This window comes from Ruegeria sp. CH6 (assembly GCF_056537005.1).
Genome location: NZ_JBQFQS010000017.1, coordinates 32,239 through 51,106, shown reverse-complemented (window position 1 = coordinate 51,106; position 18,868 = coordinate 32,239). Strand labels below are relative to the sequence as shown.

Here is an 18,868-nt window from a genome sequence, read left to right as displayed (position 1 = left end):
CATCTGCTACCTCCATATCTGCTCAAAGATATGGAATCACGGATCAGAAAACTGGGGAAGACTGAATCTGATAAAGCCAGACGCGCTCTAGTACCGATGACATCGAGGCGTTCAAAAAATTGCTGGACGACAACGGAATTCCTTACTCGGACTACGGTACCGCCTTCGCAAAAGAGTGGCACCAAGTGTTCTTTCACGACCCTGAGGGAAATATTATCGAGATCCATCAAGCGATTTGATTTGTATTGAAAGTACCTATTTGAACAAGCCAGGCTGGTTGGTTGGGCGTTGTCAGGTATCAATCTCCAGCTTGCATCCTATGGCCACGATAGTGCGCATTGGAGAGTCAAAAGTACCTTTCTTCCAGAAGCTTGGCCTGTAGCTCGACTAGGAAAATGACAACATCGCCCATACAGACCACACCGTTCTAAAACCTGAACATGGTCCGCTTGCTGGGGTTATAGAGCAGTTCGAAAACTGGAAGATCGAGCCGATCTGACCTGTGGTATTCAGGCAGATAACCGAGTTTCAACCGCAGGGTTTACACATCTTCGATGCGGAAACTCATCCGACCATTATGGCTGATGGCTTTATGTGTTCGTCACTGGATCGCAATGGCCGGATAGGGGTGGTTATACAGAGCCTTCGCTTGGGGAAAGTCATTAAATATTATTTAGATGTCATTTAGTGGTGCAACCAAGTTGACGTAGGGTAAGACTTTGTAAGGACAGCATAAATTACGCTTTTTCATTCAAAAAACAATTACTTCAGCCAAGACCTGCAAAAGCCTCACCCTTCTTCAGACGTTTAAATCAACTCCATAGCGCCCAAATAGCCACCAGCCTTTCAACTTTAATCGTGCCTGTAGGGGAGTGAGTTTCACCCGCCAGGCCCCTATTCAAACTGGATGGTCCCCATGAATTTTATTCTGCGCGGTAGCCTGGTTACTCAAATTTGCATCGGTCTTGTAGCCGGTGCTCTTCTCGCCACTCTTTGGCCTGCTGCCGGCTCCGCCGTTGGCCTGCTTGGCGACTTCTTCGTCGACGCATTGAAGGCCGTTGCGCCAGTACTGGTGCTGATCCTTGTTTGTGCTGCGATCACAAACCACAAAAAGGACAGCGAGGCGCGCATGGGCCCGGTGGTACTTTTGTATATTCTCGGAACCTTCGCAGCCGCACTGGTCGCTGTTGCAGCTAGCTACATGTTTCCGGTCACATTGCATCTGACGGGTGCGCCGGAGCTTTTGGATGCCCCGGACGGTTTGGCTGAGGTGGTCAAGAACATCCTGCTGAAAATTGTGGATAATCCGGTGAATGCGCTGGCAACGGCTAACTATATTGGCATTCTCGCCTGGGCTGTTGGCCTTGGGCTGGTCTTCCGCCACGCCAGCGACTCGACCAAGACCCTGATGTCGGATCTGGACGGCGCAATCACCAAGATCGTTGCAGCAATAATCCGGGTGGCCCCAATTGGTATCTTCGGTATCGTGGCTTCGACGATAGCTGAGACCGGCTTTGCGACACTTGCGAGCTATGGCCAACTGTTGGCTTTGTTGATTGGCTGCATGATCTTCATGGCGTTGGTTGTGAATCCTCTGATTGTGTTCCTCCGCATTCGCAAGAACCCCTATCCGCTGGTTTTCACTTGCCTGAAGGAATCCGGAATTACCGCTTTTTTCATGCGCAGTTCGGCTGCCAATATTCCAGTGAACATGGAACTTTGCCGCCGCATGAATCTGGATGAAGAGACCTATTCGGTCACTATCCCAATCGGCGCGACGATCAACATGGCCGGCGCCGCAATAACCATCACAGTCATGACGCTGGCAACCGTTAACACAATGGGCATTCAGGTTGATTTCCTCTCGGCTCTGTTCCTGAGCATCATTGCCTCGATTGCCGCTACTGGGGCTTCGGGCGTAGCAGGCGGGTCACTGCTGTTGATCCCAATGGCTACCAGCTTGTTTGGCATCGACAACGCAACGGCCATGCAGGTGGTTAGCATCGGCTTCATCATCGGTGTTCTGCAAGACTCTGCAGAAACCGGTTTGAACTCATCGACCGACGTTCTGTTCACCGCGGCGGGATCGTACAAGCAAGGCGACCCATACCCACGTAAATTACCCGTGGCACAGGTCGCCGCTTAGGAACTGCGTAAAACACTTCAACCGCTGACCCCGGTCGGCGGTTGATCGGCCGCTTGGTCCAATTTGCGGTTAGCGGCCTGGCCAAAGGACAAGATCTGTTATGCTTAGCAAAGCAGTCATTGGGTTTCGCTGGTTTCAAGAATGCTTCCCTTTCTGGCATTCTTCGAGCATGCATACGGCACATTCGCTACGCATTCGGTTGCGTGACTTTGTCCGGCCATTGGGGGTAGTCTTGCCCTACTTTTCGAGGGGAACAGCATATGACCAATCCGGTATGCCATTTCGAAATACCGGTTGCGGACATGGATCGAGCAATCAAATTCTACCAGCGCGTTTTCGGATTTGAGCTCAATCGTCAAATGGTCGACGGATATGAGATGGCGTTCTTTCCCCGTTCGGACGATCAGGCTGGATTAAGTGGAGCCTTGGCGAAAGGTGATGTTTACAAACCTTCGCAAACGGGCTGCATTCTCTATTTCGCTGTGGACGATATTGACGTAGCCTTGCGACTATCCGAATCCGAAGGTGCAAAGTTACTGTACCCAAAGACAGACATTGGGGACGGCGGTTATGTAGCTGAAATCGAAGACAGCGAAGGAAATCGGATTGCGATCAACGCCGCGAAGCCTTTGTGAGCAGGATTTGTTTTCGAGCAGAGCGCCAGTTGTTTCTAAACCAACTTATCAACGCCTTTCTCAACGTTGAGATTTCAGGCGGGTAGACTTGAATCCCAGAAACCATCCGAGCAAGTTTGGTGCATCCTCTCCAAAAGCGTTCACTTGTTGCGGTTGTTCCAAGAATTTTGTGATTTGGTCTGGCTAGCTTTCGTTTTTTTCAACGAGTCCGATGCTAACAGTTGAAGCCACTGAGCCATGCTTGGATTTTTTCGACCTCTTCAATTAGGTATGTTTGGAATTCGCGATCTATCAGCGACGCGCTAGTGCCCAAAGGCTCGAACACCGCAAACCTGTAGTCGGGCAAATCTTCGACAATACGGGGTTGTCCGTCATGGTTCTGATGCCAGTAATGGGCTGTAAACGCATCCAATATTGGGAGGCCGTCGCAGTGCTGGCTGAGGGTAATTGCGGCCAGCGATGTCTCGGCGGTCAAGGATGAGTGGATATTTGCACCCACGTTGCGCACTGCCAGCTCATCCGCGACTTGCCCCAACAATCCAATGATCGGATAAGGGCGCAGATCGCGCAGCGACAAAGGGGTTCGTTGCGCACCAAGCGGATGGTCAGCAGGCACAAGGCACATGTGGGGTAATGTGCCTTCGTGAAGAACCTTCATACCGGATGGCATATGCAAGACATTCGCAAAGCCGGTTCTGAGTGTTCCAGAACGAGCGAAATCCAGCACCCATTTCGAGGACTTCACCTGCCATACCACTTTGATGTTTTTCTCGGCGACCTGAAGCCGGGCAAGGGCGCTGGGCACAATTTCCAGTGATGCCGCAGTTATGGTCGCGATCGACAAGGTCCCTTGTTCCTTTCGGGCGATCTGTGCGGCAGCCTCTTCCAGATTTGTCAAAACCAGGTAATTCCGTTCGACTTCTTCAAGGAAGGCTTCAGCTTCTGGTGTCGGAGAAACGCCTTTGCTTTTCCTCTGGAACAAGGGCACGCCAAACTGCCTCTCCAAGTCGCCGAGGATTCGGCTGACACTGGGCTGGGACAGGTTCATTCTTCGCCCGGCTGCTGAGACGGATCCGGTCTGCATGACCGCCCGGAACACGGCTAACTGCTTCTGCGTAAACATGGTATTTGTTTTGCAAATATCAGAGGTAATTAATAGTATTTTTCTGAATGCAATAACGTCGCTACGCTTTTTTTGACTATCTAACGCGGGCGATATCGATGCCAAAAAATATCATCCTGATCATGACCGATCAGCAGAGAGCCGACAGCTTAGGCTGCACTGGAAACCCTGTCGTCAATACTCCGAACATCGATGCTCTGGCTGCGCGCGGGGCGGTGTTTCGTCAGCATTTCACCCCGCACCAGATCTGTTCGCCAAGCCGCTCGACGTTGTTTTCCGGCCTCTACGCCCGCAATCATGGTCTGACCCGCAACGGAGTGGCCTTGCCCGGTGACTTGCCTCTGATCACCCATGACCTGAAAGAAGCGAGCTATCGGACGCATGGGGTCGGTAAATTTCACTTCCAACCCATCCTGGCCGGGCTCGAACACGGTATGCCAGATTCGAACGCGTTTTGGAAACTGCCGGAAAGCGACGGTTGGAATGGCCCGTTCTACGGGTTCGATACGGTGGATATCCTGATCGGTGAATCCGTAAGCGCCACCGAAGGCGGCCACTATGCGCAATGGCTGAACGAGACTGCACCGGACGCCGCGGCGCTATATCTGCCGGAAAACGCGCTGGAACCGCAGACCGGAGATATGGATGAGGTCTGGAAATCCGCGATCCCATCCGAGCTTCATTACAATACCTGGATCACCGATCGGGCGTGCGATTTCGTGCGGGATCAGGACAAAGAGCAACCCTTTTTCCTGTTTGTCTCTTATCCCGACCCGCATCATCCGTTCTCACCGCCTGCGCCTTGGTGTGACATGTACGACCCGAACGACGTGCCTGCACCAGCACTGAGGCCGGACGAACTGTCTGACATGCCGTCCTACATACTGGATGGTGACCGCGAGGAAACAGGCAAGAGTTATGTGGAGTTCCTGCGCAACCCAGGCCCGCCACGCGAGCAGGGGTTCATGCAGACAACGCAGCGGTTTTCCGAAACCTCGCTGCGTCAAGCTATCGCCCACACCTATGGAATGGTGTCGATGATTGACGACTGCATTGGTCGTTTGATGGCCCAACTCGAGGCAAGTGGGCTGGCAGAAGACACGCTGATAATATTCACGTCAGATCACGGAGAGCTGCTGGGCGATCACGGTCTGATCCGCAAAGGCCCGAGCCCTTACAGATCGCTTCTCCATGTTCCACTGATCATGACGGGCCCCTGCATTGCGCCCGGCGAACGGAACACCATTACCAGCCATCTGGATTTGCGCGCGACACTTCAGGACTACATCGGGCTTCGGTCACAGCCGACGGACGGGCACTCGTTCCAGCCCCTGCTGTCGGATCGAGATGCGCCCGCCCGGACGGAGCTGTTTGCCGAATATCATCCACGTACCCGCATGGATACCTACAACCAGACCCTCATGACAGGTGATTGGCGTATCACGATCTATCCCGAGAACCCAGAGTGGGGAGAATTGTTCCACCTGCTCAACGACCCGGGTGAACATATCAACCTGTTCTTCGATCCGAAATATAGCGCAAGAAAACAGAACTTTATTGAGCGAATGGCGCGTGAATTCCCAGCTGCCGCGCAGGCAGGTGGACCATCTCTTGCCACTTACTGAAACGTGCCCGCTCAACCAACACAGGGAGCTTCCTATGAACTCAAATCAAACAAAGCGAGACGTGCACCCCGCCGCGGAAATGCACGCTTGCGAATTGCGCGACGGAAAAATCACAAGGCGCGAATTTCTTGCCCGTTCCACCGCACTTGGTCTCAGCGTTGGTGCTGCCTATGGCCTGTTGGGCGAAGCCAGCCCAGCATATGCACAAGAGGCAACGCCTCAACAGGGCGGTACTTTGCGAATACAAATGGATGTAAAAGGGCTGAAAGAGCCTCGCGTTTACGACTGGTCCCAGATCGGGAACATGACCCGTGGAACATTTGAGTATCTTGTCGAATACAACAATGACGGATCGTTCCGGGGAATGTTGCTGGACAGTTGGGAGGTGAATGACACCGCAACGGAATACACGCTCAAGGTTCGTCCCGGCGTGACATGGCAGAACGGCGACCCTTTTACTGCGTCTGATGTGGCTCGCAATATCGAAGGCTGGTGCGACAAGACGGTAGAGGGCAATTCGATGGCCGGTCGCATGGCAACGCTGGTGGACAAGGAAACCGAAAAGGCCGTTCAGAACAGCATTCAGGTGGTCGATGATCTGACCCTCAAACTGAACTTGCCGCGTCCCGACATTTCACTGATCCCGGCCATGGCGGATTATCCAGCGCAGATTATCCACTCGGGGTTCAACACCAACGATCTGCTGAACAACATAGGTACGGGTCCATACAAAATCGCCGAGCTCGCAGTAGGTGAGAAATGTGTACTGGAGCGTGTCCCGGATCATGTCTGGTGGGGGACAGAAGTTTATGGCGGCCCATATCTGGATCGCATCGAATATCTGGATTTTGGCACGGACCCCTCGGCCTGGCTTGCAGCAATCGACGCTGAAGAAGTCGACATGCTCCATGAGTCAGTAGGCGAGTATATCTCCATCCTAGACGATCTGGGGCTCGAGAAATCTGAAGTGGTCACCGCCTCGACCTTAGTGGTTCGGCCTAACCAACTGGCCGAGGTTGACGGCAAACGCCCCTATGAAGATGTTCGGGTGCGGCGCGCGCTGGCTTTGGCGGTAGACAATGCTGTTTGCCTCGAGCTGGGCTACAACAATTTTGGGGCACCTGCTGAAAATCACCACGTCGCGCCTGTGCATCCGGCCTATGCCGAACTGCCGCTACCTGAATTTAACCCGGCCAAAGCCCAGCAGCTAATGAACGAAGCCGGAATGGCTGATTTCGAGCACGAGCTGATCTCAATTGACGATGACTGGCGTAAAAACACCTGCGATGCGGTAGCGGCCCAGCTGCGTGATGCCGGCATCAAAGTAAAGCGGACAGTGCTTCCGGGCTCCACTTTCTGGAACGACTGGACCAAGTACCCGTTCTCGGCCACAAACTGGAACCACAGGGCTCTTGCCGTACAAATTCTGAACGTGGCCTATCGTTCAGGCGAGGCTTGGAACGAGTTCGGTTGGGAAAACAAGGAGTTCGACGCCTTGCTGGATGAGGCGCTGGCGATTGCTGACGCGGATCAGCGCCGTGAAGTCATGGCGAAAATCCAGAAACTGATTCAGGATGAAGGCGTTGCCATTCAGCCCTATTGGCGCGCGCTATACCGCCACTACCGCCCCGGTCTGGCAGGTTGTGGACAACACCTGACGTTTGACCATCATCACTACAAGATGGGCTGGGTATGAGGCATGCTTGTGGGGCCAAATGGTAACGTTGGCCCCACATTTTACTACCAGATAACTGCGGCAAAAAACTGCGACTATCGGGACGGTAGAGCCCTAGCCAATTGAACGTGCCTTTATCGATTCGAGGTCGCGGATGTCTAGAACGTAAGGCTGCAGTGAGGCATGGCTCTGCGATTTTGCAGGTCAGACAATATCCGTAGCCACGATAGTTTGCGGTCGCAGTATGCGCTTCGCGATCTTACATGGGTCGCGCGGCGCGCGTCAGTTTGGGGCTCACCGCTTCCGTTCTCTGCGGCTAGCCCCCTTGTAGCAGCCAAACGATTGCTTGGCATAGCTTTTGCACCCTGTCTATTATTGCCCAAAACACAAACGCCCCGGTTTCACAGGGCGCATCAATTTCGGGCGGTATGTCAACGTGAATGAAAACCAAACTAGTTCTGATAGCCAATCCTGGAATGTTCCAGGTTTTGGTGTGCATCACATAGCCAAGCTTCTGGACAACAGAGGTTTAGATATTGTTGCGCTGTTGAGATCGTCCAACCTACCCGTTGATATTCACGAAACTCCCCCGGATTTTGTCGACGTTCGGAATGAACTCCGCCTCCTCGAACTTGCTATCACTGAGACCGGAGACCCCCTGTTCCCGATCTCTGCGGGGACAACCTTCAACCCGAGAAAAACAACACTTCTCAGCTATGTCGTTCTGAATTCTCCGACCGTTGGCGAGGCAATCGAGAAGGCCGTGAACTACGCTCGCTTGGCTCGGGGTTTTGCCAAACTGTCATTCTATGAAGACGATCGCGGCATGTTTCTGGAAATAGATTCCGTTGCCCAGCTTTTGCACGCGGATGGTGCTCACAATGAGTTTCGAGTTTCCGCTTTCTTGACCAGTCTTCAAATTGCAGCCGAGACAGCATTGCCTGTGCTTGAGATACGGTTTCCGCATAAATTGACTGAAGAGAAGCAAACACAGATTTCCAATGCACTATCGGTTAGTGTCAAACAGGGCCAACGCGTTCCAGGTATCCTGTTTGACAAGGCGGTGATGGCTATTCCTATCAAGGATACGGACCCCGCATTGCTTTTGCATCTTGAAACGCATGTGCAAAGCCTGATGAAGGAGTTAACGCCAGTCATCGGTGAAACAAGTTCGATGGTTCAGGGTGAGATAACTTCGCGACTGTCATTCAATGCTCCGACACAAGATGAAATCGCCAAGACGCTTGGGATGAGTATCAGTACACTTGGTCGTAAACTTGCCAAAGAAGGCACAACCTACAAGCAGCTGCTAAAGGACATTCGTGCAAGGCTGGCAGAGCAGTATCTTGATGACCCCAAGCTAAGTCTTTCCGAGATTGCTTTTGCGCTGGGCTATTCTGATCAGGCAGCCTTTACCAATGCCTACAAGACTTGGACGGGCCACTCTCCAGGCAGTGTTCGCACGGCTTAGAGCGATCTCAGGTTGCTCAAATTCGTCTGGGACGGTGAATTAAAGCATGTTCTGGCGTTTCGTCATGGAAACCGCGATCAGATAAGAAGCCGTGGAGCTTTCGTCACAGTTCCGGGGGACTTCACCAAGACGCAACGAAAAGCTCTCCTTGGATCAATAGCATGGCGAATATTTGCTATGGTGTTTTTGGTGGGGAGGAATCTCGCTGCATATGGAACCCAGTGGCACCGCACTAAGACCCGGTTCAAATTCTCTGTTGATGGCTGCCTCGGAGTCTCCATTAACTGCACTCCAGTCGGCCCCGCCCAGCCCCGCAACCGGCAATTCGGTCCCGAAGGTTTCGTTCGATTCCAGGTGGGCGCTCAGGTTCGGACGGGACAACTCACCTCCACCCAATGCTGCGTGGCCAAATGATGGATGCGCCATGGACATTCCAGCACTTGTAACAAGGGTGAACACCGTAGCGGTTGCAATCATTACCTTTTTCATCGTTTGGCTCCTTTCAGTTGAGTGTGTTTGACACGCTGTGTGCGCACTCAATTTGGCAACCTGCGGCTCAGATTTATTGCGCTGGCACGTCAAGGTTTTGAGAAAAGACACCAAGTTAGGCCCGTTGGCGGCATACGTTGCTGCACGGTCAGTTCTACAAAACAACTGGCCCAGTATTTGTACGCCCCACAGATTGGGCTGATTGCTATCGTCGGTGTGCGGGCCAAATCCGCGAAATCGAAAACGAGCCGCCGAACAAAAAAAGGGCGCGCCGGTCAACAGCGCGCCCCAGTCCACAGGGAGGATAATGAAAATCTGCGCTTTGTAATATATTCAAGCGCAATCAACTAATGTCCTCAGTATTGCCGGTTCCAACGCGTGTGTCAGTGACGCGGGTCACACTTCTGAAAATTTGGGCACGGTCTGGAGTTGCGTCACGGAATTAGAGATCAGATGGGAAGTCCGCCCGTTTCTGCCGATCTTCCACGTGGCGAACTCCGACGAGTCTCTATGCCTTTCGTCTAACAAGGCAGATCGATGTAGTGACGCGGTTGTTCCTTTCTGACCGAGACTGGAAGAAACATGATTGGCGTCGGATAATTATGACGTAAAAATCACTGGTGAGTGAAGTGCCAACCCATGCCTGAATCCGACAGTTGCCTTTGAACCCGTCCAGGATAGTCAGATACGATTGCGTCCACGCGAAGGTCGATCATCCTACCTATCTCTTCGTGCTCATTGACCGTCCACACGGCAATACACAGGCCCAGCTCTTTTGCAAGTGCCACATTTTCTGCTGTTACATCCGCATAGTATGGGCACCAAAGCGAACCGCCGGCTTGTTTGACCAGCGATGGAATTTCATCGCGACGGCCGCGAAAGTCCGGACAGACAGCTTTCGAGGAATCTTCGCCAACATCGTCCGCATTTTCCGGAAGCTGGGTAAGATAAGAAGACGGCATGTCAGGGGCTTGTCGCTGGCATTCTTCCAGTAGATTCCAGTCGAAACTGTGCAATACCGCGCGCGATGACAGACCTTTGTCACGAACTTCCTGAAGAACTCGCCCGACAAAGTTCTCTCTGTAAGGCGCATCGTGAGCCAGGTCAGGATCCGACTTCAGTTCGAGCATCAGATAGGCATCGGCGTATTTGGGGTCATCGATCAAATTGAGCAGGTCCAGCAGCCTTGGCACATGAACGCCGTCCAGTTGAGCCTGATCCGGAAAACGACGACCGTACGCCGAATGCCCATCCAACCGCCCGATATCGAATTGCCGGATTTGCTCGAAGGTCAATGACGAAACCTTCGGCTCCTCGCCGATGAGAAACAGGCCATCTGCGTCGCGAAAGCTCGGTGCGTGTAGCCGATGGTTGTGGGTTATGACCGGTACGTCATCAGCCGTCAGGACGACATCAAATTCAAGAAGCGGAACGCCGATGGAAAGCGAAAAGTCAAAGCCAATCATGCTGTTTTCCGGCAAAACGCCTCGCGCCCCTCGATGACCCACAACCCGGATAAGGTTGTTACCGCCACGAAAGGCCTCGACCTGAGGAAACGCCATCAACTTTCCAATCTTTCGCCGGTTGATTGGTCAAACAGATGCATGTGCTCTGAGGCGACCGAAAACCGTATGTTCGGATGTCGGCCTTCGATCGGATGGACGCCCGGAAGGCTTATCGTGATCGCTCCGCCGACGCCGGCAAGTTGACCGTGCAGCAGAGTGTTTGCTCCCAACGGTTCTGCCATCTGAATCGCCGCTTCTAGCGGACCGTTATCATCCAACAACAGATGCTCTGGTCGTATCCCCAGTTTTAACTTGGTATCAGGACCCGCAGATGGACCAACCTTAATGTCGCCGATTTTGATCGTCCCGTTTTCACGCTGGGCGTCAAACACGTTCATCGCGGGGCTGCCGATGAACTGCGCAGCGAACAGAGTTCTCGGTGTTTCATAAACCTCAAGCGGTGTGCCAATCTGTTCGGCGATACCGCCGTTCATGACGATCATTCTGTCAGCCATAGTCATGGCCTCGACCTGATCATGGGTGACATATAGCGCAGTGATCCCCAGCTTTTCCTGAAGTTCGCGGATTTCCAAGCGCATCTGAACACGCAGTTTGGCGTCGAGGTTCGAAAGCGGCTCATCAAACAAGAAGACCGCTGGCTCCCGGACAATAGCCCGGCCCATTGCCACGCGCTGACGCTGGCCGCCTGACAACTGTCTGGGTTTGCGATCCAGTAAGGGTTCCAGCTGCAACAGCTTGGCAGCTTCGGTCACTTTTTGATCGATCTCAGCCTTGGGTAACTTGGCGATTTTGAGGCCATATCCCATGTTCTGGCGCACGGACATATGTGGGTAGAGCGCATAGTTCTGGAACACCATCGCGATATCGCGATCCATCGGTTCCTTGTCGTTGGCCCGTTCTTCTCCAATCCGGATTTCACCTGCAGTCACCGTTTCCAGACCTGCAACCATCCGGAGTAGCGTGGATTTCCCACAGCCCGACGGCCCAACAATTACGATGAACTCACCGTCCGCGATATCTATGTTGATGCCATGGATGACGTCGGTTGGGCCGAAGCTCTTTTTGACATTCTCAAGGGTTACTGTTGCCATTTCTTACTTCTCGCTATCGACAAGGCCGCGCACAAAGAGCTTTTGCATCGACACAACCACGATGACCGGCGGGATCATTGCCAGAATGGACGTCGCCATAATGACAGGCCATTCGGCCACATCATCACCGGAGGGGAACATCTGTTTGATACCCATCACGATGGTGTTCATTTCGGGATCGGTGGTGATCAAAAGCGGCCAGAGATATTGGTTCCATCCATAAATGAACAGGATCACGAACAACGCCGCGATGTTGGTCCGGCTCATGGGTACCACGATATCAATGAAGAACCGCATCGGGCGGGCTCCATCTACTCGAGCAGCTTCGGCCAGTTCATCTGGGATCGTTAGAAAGAACTGACGGAACAGAAACGTCGCCGTGGCAGAGGCGATCAAGGGGAAGATAAGCCCATAGTAGCTGTTGAGCATTCCGAACCCGGCAACGACCTCGAACGTCGGAACGATACGAACTTCAACCGGCAACATGAGCGTCAGGAAGATCAGCCAAAAGAATGTCGTCCGCCCGGGAAAGCGAAAGTAGACAATCGCAAAGGCAGAAAGCAGTGAGATCACGATTTTGCCCACCGCAATCCCAATCGCCATTACGAGGCTGTTGAACAGCATCGTGGCGACAGGGACGTTCACACCAGAAAACAGCGCGGCCTTGTAGTTTTCCCAGAACTGATCGCCGGGAAGAATTGGCATGGGTGGCGATACGATTTCCGGCTGGGTCACCGTCGATGCCACGAACGCCAGCCAGATCGGGAAAAAGATGACTAATACACCAAGGATCATCATGGCATGGGTCAGCCAGATCCCCATTCCACGTTTTTCGACCATTCCGTGTTGTTGGGCTGCCATCAGTAGTGCACCCTTTTTTCCACGTATTTGAATTGAATGACGGTCAGCAGGCCGACAACGATCAGCAGGATGACTGATTGTGCCGAAGATGAACCGAGGTCCTGTCCGACGAACCCATCCGAGAAGACCTTGTAGACCAGAATTGTCGTCGCCTGTTGTGGACCACCGCCGGTAATCGTGTGGATCACGCCGAAGGTTTCAAAGAAGGCGTAGACGACATTGACCACCAACAGAAAGAACGCGGTAGGTGACAAAAGCGGCAGTACGATCGTGAAGAACCTGCGCCAGAAGCGCGCACCGTCAATCGCAGCAGCCTCGATTACCGATCGTGGGACCGATTGCAGTGCCGCGAAAAAGAACAAGAAGTTATAGCTGATGCGCCCCCAGGCCGAGGCGACGACCACCAACCCCATTGCTTCGGTGCCGTTCAGAACGTGGTTCCAGTCATAGCCGAGTTGACCGAGGTACCACGACACGACACCAACGCGCGTGTTGAACATGAACAGCCACAGCACACCCGCCACGGCGGGGGCAACGGCGTAGGGCCAGATCAGCAGCGTCCGATAGACCCCCGATCCCTTGATCAGGCGATCCGCGATGACTGCCAAAAACAAGGCCGGGATCATCGAGCACAGCGTGACGAGCGTTGAAAACACTGCAGTTGTCACAAACGATGCGCGGTAAAACTTATCGCTCAGCAGGAACTCAAAGTTGCCGAGCCCCACGAATTGGGACGACAGCCCAAAAGGGTCAGGTATGAACAGAGATTGCCAAACTGCCTGCCCAGCCGGATAGAAAAAGAATACAGCGGAAATGATGACCTGCGGGGCGATCAGCGCCAATGGCAATAACCAGCCGCGGAAGGTGACGCGTTTTTCCATCCTGATAGTCCACTGAAGAAAGAAAATGCGGGCCCTGAAAAGGCCCGCATCGAATTACGACTTATTGATTGGCAGATTCGAAACGGCGCAGCAGCGCGTCACCGCGCTCTTTCGCGCTGTCCATCGCTTCCTGAGCGGTCTTCTCACCGGACCAGACAGCCTCAAGCTCTTCGTCGATGATGCCACGAATCTGATCGAACGATCCCAGACGCAGGCCTTTCGAGTTTGCGGTTGGTTCTTTCGCTGTCATTTGAATGACTGCGATGTCGGTGCCCGGGTTTTCATCGTAAAAACCTGCGGCACGAGTAACCTCACCAGCTTCTGAGGTGATCGGAAGATAACCGGTGTTCTGGTGCCAGGCCGCTTGTACATCAGGTGATGACAAAAAGCTCAGGAACTCTCCAACGCCCTTGTACTCTTCGGGATCATGACCTTCCATCACCCACAGCGAGGCGCCACCAATGATGGTGTTTTGTGGCTCACTTACGGCCGATTCCCAATAGGGCAGCGGGCGTACATCAAAGTCGAACTCCGCTTCTGAGCTGATCCCGGCATACCCTGCCGAGCTTTCGGTGAACAAGGCGCATTCGCCAGCGCGGAAGTTCGCGCCACCTTCGTTTCTGCGACCTGTGTAGATGAACTTTCCGTCTTTGGCCCAGTCACCCATTGCAGTCAGGTGTGCAACTTGGGTCGGACCGTTCAGCATCAGCTCGGTATCCAGTCCGGCAAAGCCGTTGTCTTGCGACGCAAATGGAACATCGTGGTAGGCTGATAGGTTCTCAAGGTGAATCCAGCTTTGCCATGCGGTCACCAGCGGGCAGTCTTCGCCACCGGCTTTCAGCTGTTCAAGTACGTCGCCGACTTTTTCCCAAGTGGACAGGTCTGTATCAGGATCGACACCCGCCGCTTCCATGGCGTTGCGGTTGACCCACAAAACTGGCGTCGAAGAGTTGAAGGGCAGGGACAGCATGTCGCCATCAGTGGTCGTATAATACCCTTTGACGGCGCCGATATAGGCGTCAGGGTCAAAGGACGCACCGCTTTCGGCCATCACTTCGTGAACTGGTTTGATCGCACCTTCGGCCGACATCATCGTTGCAGTGCCAACCTCGAAAACCATCAGGATATGCGGCTGCTCACCCGCGCGGAAAGCCGCGATGCCTGCGTTCAGAGTTTCCGAGTAGTTGCCTTTGTGGCTCTCGACTATGACGAACTCATCCTGACTGGCGTTGAACTCTTCAACCTGGGCTTTCACAAGATCACCCAGTCGACCGGTAAAGGCATGCCAGAATTGAACTTCGGTCTGCGCCATCGCCGCCACGGGGGACAACGCAGTAGTTACGGCGAGAGCGCCGAGAAATTGCTTATTCATGATTCCTCCCATGCATCAAATTGATGCGTTCACTAACACCAAGCGCATGGCGCATCTGGTGGGCTTATTATCCCAACGACGTTACCGATGGCAGAATATAATTCAAGACCTTATTATTGGCAAAAAACATAACATTATATTATATGATGGCGGGGCGCAGCGGAAATCGGAACCAATCATGAGCCAAATCTTGAGAATTAGACAACTGGAAGCGCTTATGGCTGTGACCACCAGTGGTTCGGTGACCGGGGCGGCGGCAGAACTTGGGGTCAGTCAACCTGCTGTCAGCAGACTGCTATCAGATTTGGAAAAATCGCTTGGGTTTCAGCTTTTTGACCGGAGCAAGGGACGGTTGGTGCCAACACAGGAGGTTCGCTATCTACAGCCCAGCGTAGAGCGAGTTCTGGAACTCATGAAACAGATCTCTGATGTCAGTCAGGACATCACACAGCGCAAGGCTGGGCACATCCGTGTCGCTTGCTTGCCTGGGTTCGCAACCAGCCATCTTCCCAACGTCGTCGCCGAGTTTTTGGAGGATCGGCCCGGTGTCACCATGACAATCGAGCCAGACAGACCAGAGCGTATTCTCGAGTGGATGATCGGTGAGCAGTATGATTTCGGTATCACTGATAGCTTTAACGGTCATCCGGCTGTTGAAAGCAGAAACATCGATGTTCGTACAGTATGCGTGTTTCCTACTGGGCATGAGTTGGAAAACCTCTCCGAGATCACACCGCATGATCTTGCAAATGCCAAGATTATTCACACACGTCGCGACAGCGACTTTTTTGGGCGCCTCTCAAAAGCGTTTCAAAACGCCAATGTCAAATTGAACTCCCACATCGAGGTCAGGCAGTTCACAGCGGCCTGCGAGTTGGCGGTTAAAGGTGTGGGGGTGTCTGTGGTAAGTGAGTTGGACGCCATCCAGTATGCGGCACGCGGGTTGAGCTATCGGCCGTTCAAGCCAATCTTGTCACATACACTCTCGCTTGTGCGCCCGATCTTGAAGCAACCGTCACTTGTGACGCTTGAATTCATCGAACAGTTCCGTGAAAGCTTGGTCCCGTTCAAGGCAGAGGAAATCATCCGATAGCCAAAGGGTTGCGAATGCGGACGTGGACTGCTGGCAAGCCACATATTCTTGGTGCCTATAGTGAACAGCGGATTTTTTAAGCGTTCCGATCTACGCCAAAACGCACCACGCACGTAGAGCCAAGAGCAACGAAACATCCATTGGCTTTGCTACAGAGTGGAGAAGGTTTTGCTCCTAACTCTCTAATGTTCGTTTTGTCCGCTCACTTATCATTTTCCACCTGATGCTGAACGTCTGGGGTGTGTGGTCCGTAACCTGCTGTACGAGAGAAAGACTGAAGTGGAACCAACGATAATTCTGGGTTCGTCCGACCAGTTGACGCGACAGCAACGAATTGCGGCAGTGAACCCTTTTTTGCCGAATGCCGCACTGCATCTGAAGATCTGCATTTTAGTTTTCAATGATACGGGTCGCAACGTGCCGGCCTGACAATAACGCTCCATGCGTTGTGCTGTGATAATCAAATATCGTGTGCTCACCAGCAAAGAAAAGCCGTTCAGCTACAGGTTCACCAAAGACTTCAAATTGTTCGGTTGACCCGCCGGTTTGCGGATAAGAATAAGCCCCTCGAAAATTGGGGTACTCAGACCAATGTGTGCTCAGAACGGTATTCGGTTCGACTACATGCTCTCCCCAAACCGACCGCAGAACCGCCAAGGCGTCTTCAGTCATCTCCGATTGACTCATTCGATCCGCAATCGGGGCGTAACTGCCAAAAGACAAACCAAGCAAAACGTTTTCTTCACTGAACGTCCGGTAGTTTAGCCAATAGTTCCACCGTCCCTTTGGCTCGGTTACGATCCCAAAATACTGGGTCTTTTCGTCCCAGAAGGCCTTGTCAAATCTCAGGGCAATCTTCGTCACCGAGCCAAAGCCAAGCTTGTCAATTGCCACTTGCAGGTCAGTCGGCAGAGGTGGGTCAAACTCAATATCGTTGGTTTTCAACACACCCAGAGGAACCGAACAAATGGCATAGTCAGCCGGGATGCCGTTCACGATCACTCCGTCATCGCCGTATGCAATGCGGTTGACCGGGGTACTTAGTCGAATGTCCAGTCCGCTCATCAGCGGAGCCAAGATCGTGTCATACCCTTCGGTGAAAATGACATCGTCGCCTTCAAAGGCCGTATCTGCAAAGGCATTGGCGGCAGAGATATCCTCGATCCCCGCGCCAATATCAAATTCAACAAAGGCAGAGAGCAACCACCGGCCCAGAGGGTCATTCAGCACCTCGGGTTCCAAATCGGCGATGGCCTCCTTGATGCTTCTTGTGTCCCTGTTCCAGACGCGCAGATACAGCTTGCGCAACAGACGTTCGTATGTGTCATCGATGTGCTGATACTCTGCGTCTGTCAGTGGGGTGCCATCCGGTCCGAAAACTTCAAGACTGTTGTCATCGGTTAGAAAGGTCGGTGCTTTGATCTGCGCCGCAAGCTTCTGAATGGGGTTTGCAGAACTTGGCCCATGTATCCAGCCTGCCCCGTATTCAAATGGAACACCCATGGACATATCGGTTCGAATACGTCCACCAGCATAGTCCCCAGCTTCCAATATGATCACTTTTGCGCCGTGTCTCAAAAGTTCCTGACCCGCAGCGAGACCAGATATACCCGCACCTATGACGATGACTGTGGTGCCATCGAGATCCTGCGAATGGACGCTAGAGCCAAGCGATGCCAGAAAAGATGCAATCCCGAGTTTTAAAGCGCTCCGCCGAGTGTACATAAGTTCCTCTCAATCCTGGCAAGTTAAGATACCGAGATAGCTATTTGTTAGTTTCTGGCATCATTCCAGCATCTTCCGAAAAGCACGATTGAACTAGCAGCGAGAGCCGACATTTCAACGCTGACCATGAAAAAGCGGTTCGTTTGCGCTCACCTTCATTTGCCACTGTCGACCGGCGCTTAGAGATGTAAGAAGAGCCGTTCGTTTTTAGTTGCAGATCACTGCTTTCGGGCACTGGTGAAAGCAGCATCGACTTTGTCGCGCAGCTCTGCGTATCGCCTCCGACTGACAGGAACCTGATCGCCATTGCTCATTTTGCAGGTGTACGCGCTACCTTTTCGCGAAACACTGTCGACATGCGCCAAGCTGATCCAGTGAGATCTGTGGCATTGAATTCCGTTCAGGTTTTCCAGCTTTTCCAAACAATCTCCGAACTGCTCTGAAAGCAATGCGCGTCCTTCGGTGGTAACGATTTCCACGTAGTGGTCCTGCGCGTGAAGGTGAATGATGTCATCTCCAAGAGCGCTCGGTACGCTGTGTATGAGTTGCTTCAATGATGGGGGAAATTCCTTTGGTTGCCCTTCGGTCTGAAGAGCGCTTTCATCTGATGGACTTCGGCGAAGAAGAAATGTCATTGCCACCGCTACTGCCAAAGCGAGCGGAGTAATTGTGACGATTTCATTCAGGAAAACAGAAACGGGTGTTCCAGCTGCTTGCAGGTCATCATCGGCATTGCCGAAACCATAGTCCAAGACGAGAGATCCCAGAGCGAAAGGTATTGGCAAAACAAGTGCAGAGGCGATTGCCGGGATCGGATCGGGACATCTGAACCGTTGCAGCACAAGGACGCCCGTCAAAAACAGCGCGGCAGCCAAGAACAGATGGGTAAACCATAGCGCAAAAGCCGCCAGTATGGGCACGTTCTCCGTATGGGTTGGTTCGAGAACCAATATGAAGCCCGCCCCGATTAAAGCGGCAAGCAGAACCTTTCTGATAAGCCCAACAGAGACAGCAACTTGATCCAACTTCATGTTGAGTATCTAGCGCTCCCATCGCGAATGGTCGAGACCCGACCGTTCGCGAAAGAACCCATACCTTTAACGCAGGTCGGATACCGCTCCAGCGTCCGTTCTTGAAGGCTCATCCCCTCTGCGG

Annotated in this window: 15 protein-coding genes; 6 read left to right on the top strand and 9 right to left on the bottom strand. The window is 53.0% G+C overall.

The genetic code is table 11. The features are described from left to right. Positions 1 to 916: 916 nt before the first annotated feature. The gene (gene sstT / locus ACR0CW_RS21125) at positions 917 to 2,146 is read left to right on the top strand and encodes a serine/threonine transporter SstT (protein WP_480789290.1); all 1,230 of its coding nucleotides are present in this window, start codon (positions 917 to 919) and stop codon (positions 2,144 to 2,146) included. A 260-nt stretch (positions 2,147 to 2,406) separates the two neighbouring features. Beyond that, entirely contained in the window at positions 2,407 to 2,781 is a 375-nt protein-coding gene (locus ACR0CW_RS21120; RefSeq protein WP_480789289.1) for a VOC family protein, read from the top strand. Between the two features lie 214 nt (positions 2,782 to 2,995). On the opposite strand, the gene ACR0CW_RS21115 is transcribed toward ACR0CW_RS21120, so the two are convergent. Then, the gene (locus ACR0CW_RS21115) at positions 2,996 to 3,904 is read right to left on the bottom strand and encodes a LysR family transcriptional regulator (protein WP_480789288.1); all 909 of its coding nucleotides are present in this window, start codon (positions 3,902 to 3,904) and stop codon (positions 2,996 to 2,998) included. 98 nt (positions 3,905 to 4,002) lie between these two features. On the opposite strand from ACR0CW_RS21115, the gene ACR0CW_RS21110 reads away from it, so the two are divergent. From ACR0CW_RS21110 to ACR0CW_RS21100, 3 genes are all read left to right on the top strand, one after another. Then, positions 4,003 to 5,529: a sulfatase family protein gene (locus ACR0CW_RS21110; RefSeq protein WP_480789287.1), complete on the top strand. Its 1,527-nt coding sequence runs from the start codon at positions 4,003 to 4,005 to the stop codon at positions 5,527 to 5,529. Between the two features lie 34 nt (positions 5,530 to 5,563). Further along, positions 5,564 to 7,225: an ABC transporter substrate-binding protein gene (locus ACR0CW_RS21105; protein WP_480789286.1), complete on the top strand. Its 1,662-nt coding sequence runs from the start codon at positions 5,564 to 5,566 to the stop codon at positions 7,223 to 7,225. 415 nt (positions 7,226 to 7,640) lie between these two features. Further along, complete coding sequence (locus ACR0CW_RS21100; protein ID WP_480789285.1) at positions 7,641 to 8,675, top strand: AraC family transcriptional regulator; 1,035 nt, start codon at positions 7,641 to 7,643, stop codon at positions 8,673 to 8,675. A 153-nt stretch (positions 8,676 to 8,828) separates the two neighbouring features. Here the strand turns inward: ACR0CW_RS21100 and ACR0CW_RS21095 are convergent, their stop codons facing one another. The 6 genes from ACR0CW_RS21095 to ugpB all read right to left on the bottom strand — a co-directional run bounded on the left by ACR0CW_RS21095 (position 8,829) and on the right by ugpB (position 14,895). Then, positions 8,829 to 9,164: a hypothetical protein gene (locus ACR0CW_RS21095; RefSeq protein ID WP_170331908.1), complete on the bottom strand. Its 336-nt coding sequence runs from the start codon at positions 9,162 to 9,164 to the stop codon at positions 8,829 to 8,831. 614 nt (positions 9,165 to 9,778) lie between these two features. Continuing rightward, on the bottom strand, positions 9,779 to 10,726 hold the full coding sequence (locus ACR0CW_RS21090; protein WP_480789284.1) for a glycerophosphodiester phosphodiesterase family protein: 948 nt from the start codon (positions 10,724 to 10,726) through the stop codon (positions 9,779 to 9,781). Then, the gene (locus ACR0CW_RS21085; RefSeq protein ID WP_480789283.1) at positions 10,726 to 11,781 is read right to left on the bottom strand and encodes a sn-glycerol-3-phosphate import ATP-binding protein UgpC; all 1,056 of its coding nucleotides are present in this window, start codon (positions 11,779 to 11,781) and stop codon (positions 10,726 to 10,728) included. Before ACR0CW_RS21085 ends, ACR0CW_RS21090 begins: the two co-directional genes overlap by 1 nt. 3 nt (positions 11,782 to 11,784) lie before the next feature. After that, positions 11,785 to 12,621, bottom strand: a complete 837-nt coding sequence (gene ugpE / locus ACR0CW_RS21080; protein WP_480741637.1) for a sn-glycerol-3-phosphate ABC transporter permease UgpE — start codon at positions 12,619 to 12,621, stop codon at positions 11,785 to 11,787. A gap of 20 nt (positions 12,622 to 12,641) precedes the next feature. Continuing rightward, complete coding sequence (ugpA, locus tag ACR0CW_RS21075) at positions 12,642 to 13,523, bottom strand: sn-glycerol-3-phosphate ABC transporter permease UgpA (RefSeq protein ID WP_155150415.1); 882 nt, start codon at positions 13,521 to 13,523, stop codon at positions 12,642 to 12,644. Positions 13,524 to 13,584: 61 nt separating this feature from the next. Beyond that, entirely contained in the window at positions 13,585 to 14,895 is a 1,311-nt protein-coding gene (gene ugpB, locus ACR0CW_RS21070) for a sn-glycerol-3-phosphate ABC transporter substrate-binding protein UgpB (protein WP_155150417.1), read from the bottom strand. A gap of 178 nt (positions 14,896 to 15,073) precedes the next feature. Between ugpB and ACR0CW_RS21065 the strand changes: the two genes are divergently transcribed. Next, positions 15,074 to 15,988: a LysR substrate-binding domain-containing protein gene (locus ACR0CW_RS21065; RefSeq protein WP_480789291.1), complete on the top strand. Its 915-nt coding sequence runs from the start codon at positions 15,074 to 15,076 to the stop codon at positions 15,986 to 15,988. 390 nt (positions 15,989 to 16,378) lie between these two features. Here ACR0CW_RS21065 and ACR0CW_RS21060 read toward each other — a convergent pair whose 3' ends face one another. Together ACR0CW_RS21060 and ACR0CW_RS21055 are read right to left on the bottom strand one after the other, a co-directional pair. Next, positions 16,379 to 17,713 carry a flavin monoamine oxidase family protein gene (locus ACR0CW_RS21060; RefSeq protein ID WP_480789282.1) on the bottom strand — a complete coding sequence of 445 codons (1,335 nt, stop codon included), beginning with the start codon at positions 17,711 to 17,713 and terminating at the stop codon, positions 16,379 to 16,381. Between the two features lie 218 nt (positions 17,714 to 17,931). Next, positions 17,932 to 18,744: a LytTR family DNA-binding domain-containing protein gene (locus ACR0CW_RS21055; protein ID WP_480789281.1), complete on the bottom strand. Its 813-nt coding sequence runs from the start codon at positions 18,742 to 18,744 to the stop codon at positions 17,932 to 17,934. Positions 18,745 to 18,868: the final 124 nt, after the last annotated feature.

Coding starts and splice junctions, on each gene's coding strand:
- sstT (WP_480789290.1), top strand. CDS start 917: ATGAATTTTATTCTGCGCGGTAGCCTGGTTACTCAAATTTGCATCGGT.
- ACR0CW_RS21120 (WP_480789289.1), top strand. CDS start 2,407: ATGACCAATCCGGTATGCCATTTCGAAATACCGGTTGCGGACATGGAT.
- ACR0CW_RS21115 (WP_480789288.1), bottom strand. CDS start 3,904: ATGTTTACGCAGAAGCAGTTAGCCGTGTTCCGGGCGGTCATGCAGACC.
- ACR0CW_RS21110 (WP_480789287.1), top strand. CDS start 4,003: ATGCCAAAAAATATCATCCTGATCATGACCGATCAGCAGAGAGCCGAC.
- ACR0CW_RS21105 (WP_480789286.1), top strand. CDS start 5,564: ATGAACTCAAATCAAACAAAGCGAGACGTGCACCCCGCCGCGGAAATG.
- ACR0CW_RS21095 (WP_170331908.1), bottom strand. CDS start 9,164: ATGAAAAAGGTAATGATTGCAACCGCTACGGTGTTCACCCTTGTTACA.
- ACR0CW_RS21090 (WP_480789284.1), bottom strand. CDS start 10,726: ATGGCGTTTCCTCAGGTCGAGGCCTTTCGTGGCGGTAACAACCTTATC.
- ACR0CW_RS21085 (WP_480789283.1), bottom strand. CDS start 11,781: ATGGCAACAGTAACCCTTGAGAATGTCAAAAAGAGCTTCGGCCCAACC.
- ugpE (WP_480741637.1), bottom strand. CDS start 12,621: ATGGTCGAAAAACGTGGAATGGGGATCTGGCTGACCCATGCCATGATG.
- ugpA (WP_155150415.1), bottom strand. CDS start 13,523: ATGGAAAAACGCGTCACCTTCCGCGGCTGGTTATTGCCATTGGCGCTG.
- ugpB (WP_155150417.1), bottom strand. CDS start 14,895: ATGAATAAGCAATTTCTCGGCGCTCTCGCCGTAACTACTGCGTTGTCC.
- ACR0CW_RS21065 (WP_480789291.1), top strand. CDS start 15,074: ATGAGCCAAATCTTGAGAATTAGACAACTGGAAGCGCTTATGGCTGTG.
- ACR0CW_RS21060 (WP_480789282.1), bottom strand. CDS start 17,713: ATGTACACTCGGCGGAGCGCTTTAAAACTCGGGATTGCATCTTTTCTG.
- ACR0CW_RS21055 (WP_480789281.1), bottom strand. CDS start 18,744: ATGAAGTTGGATCAAGTTGCTGTCTCTGTTGGGCTTATCAGAAAGGTT.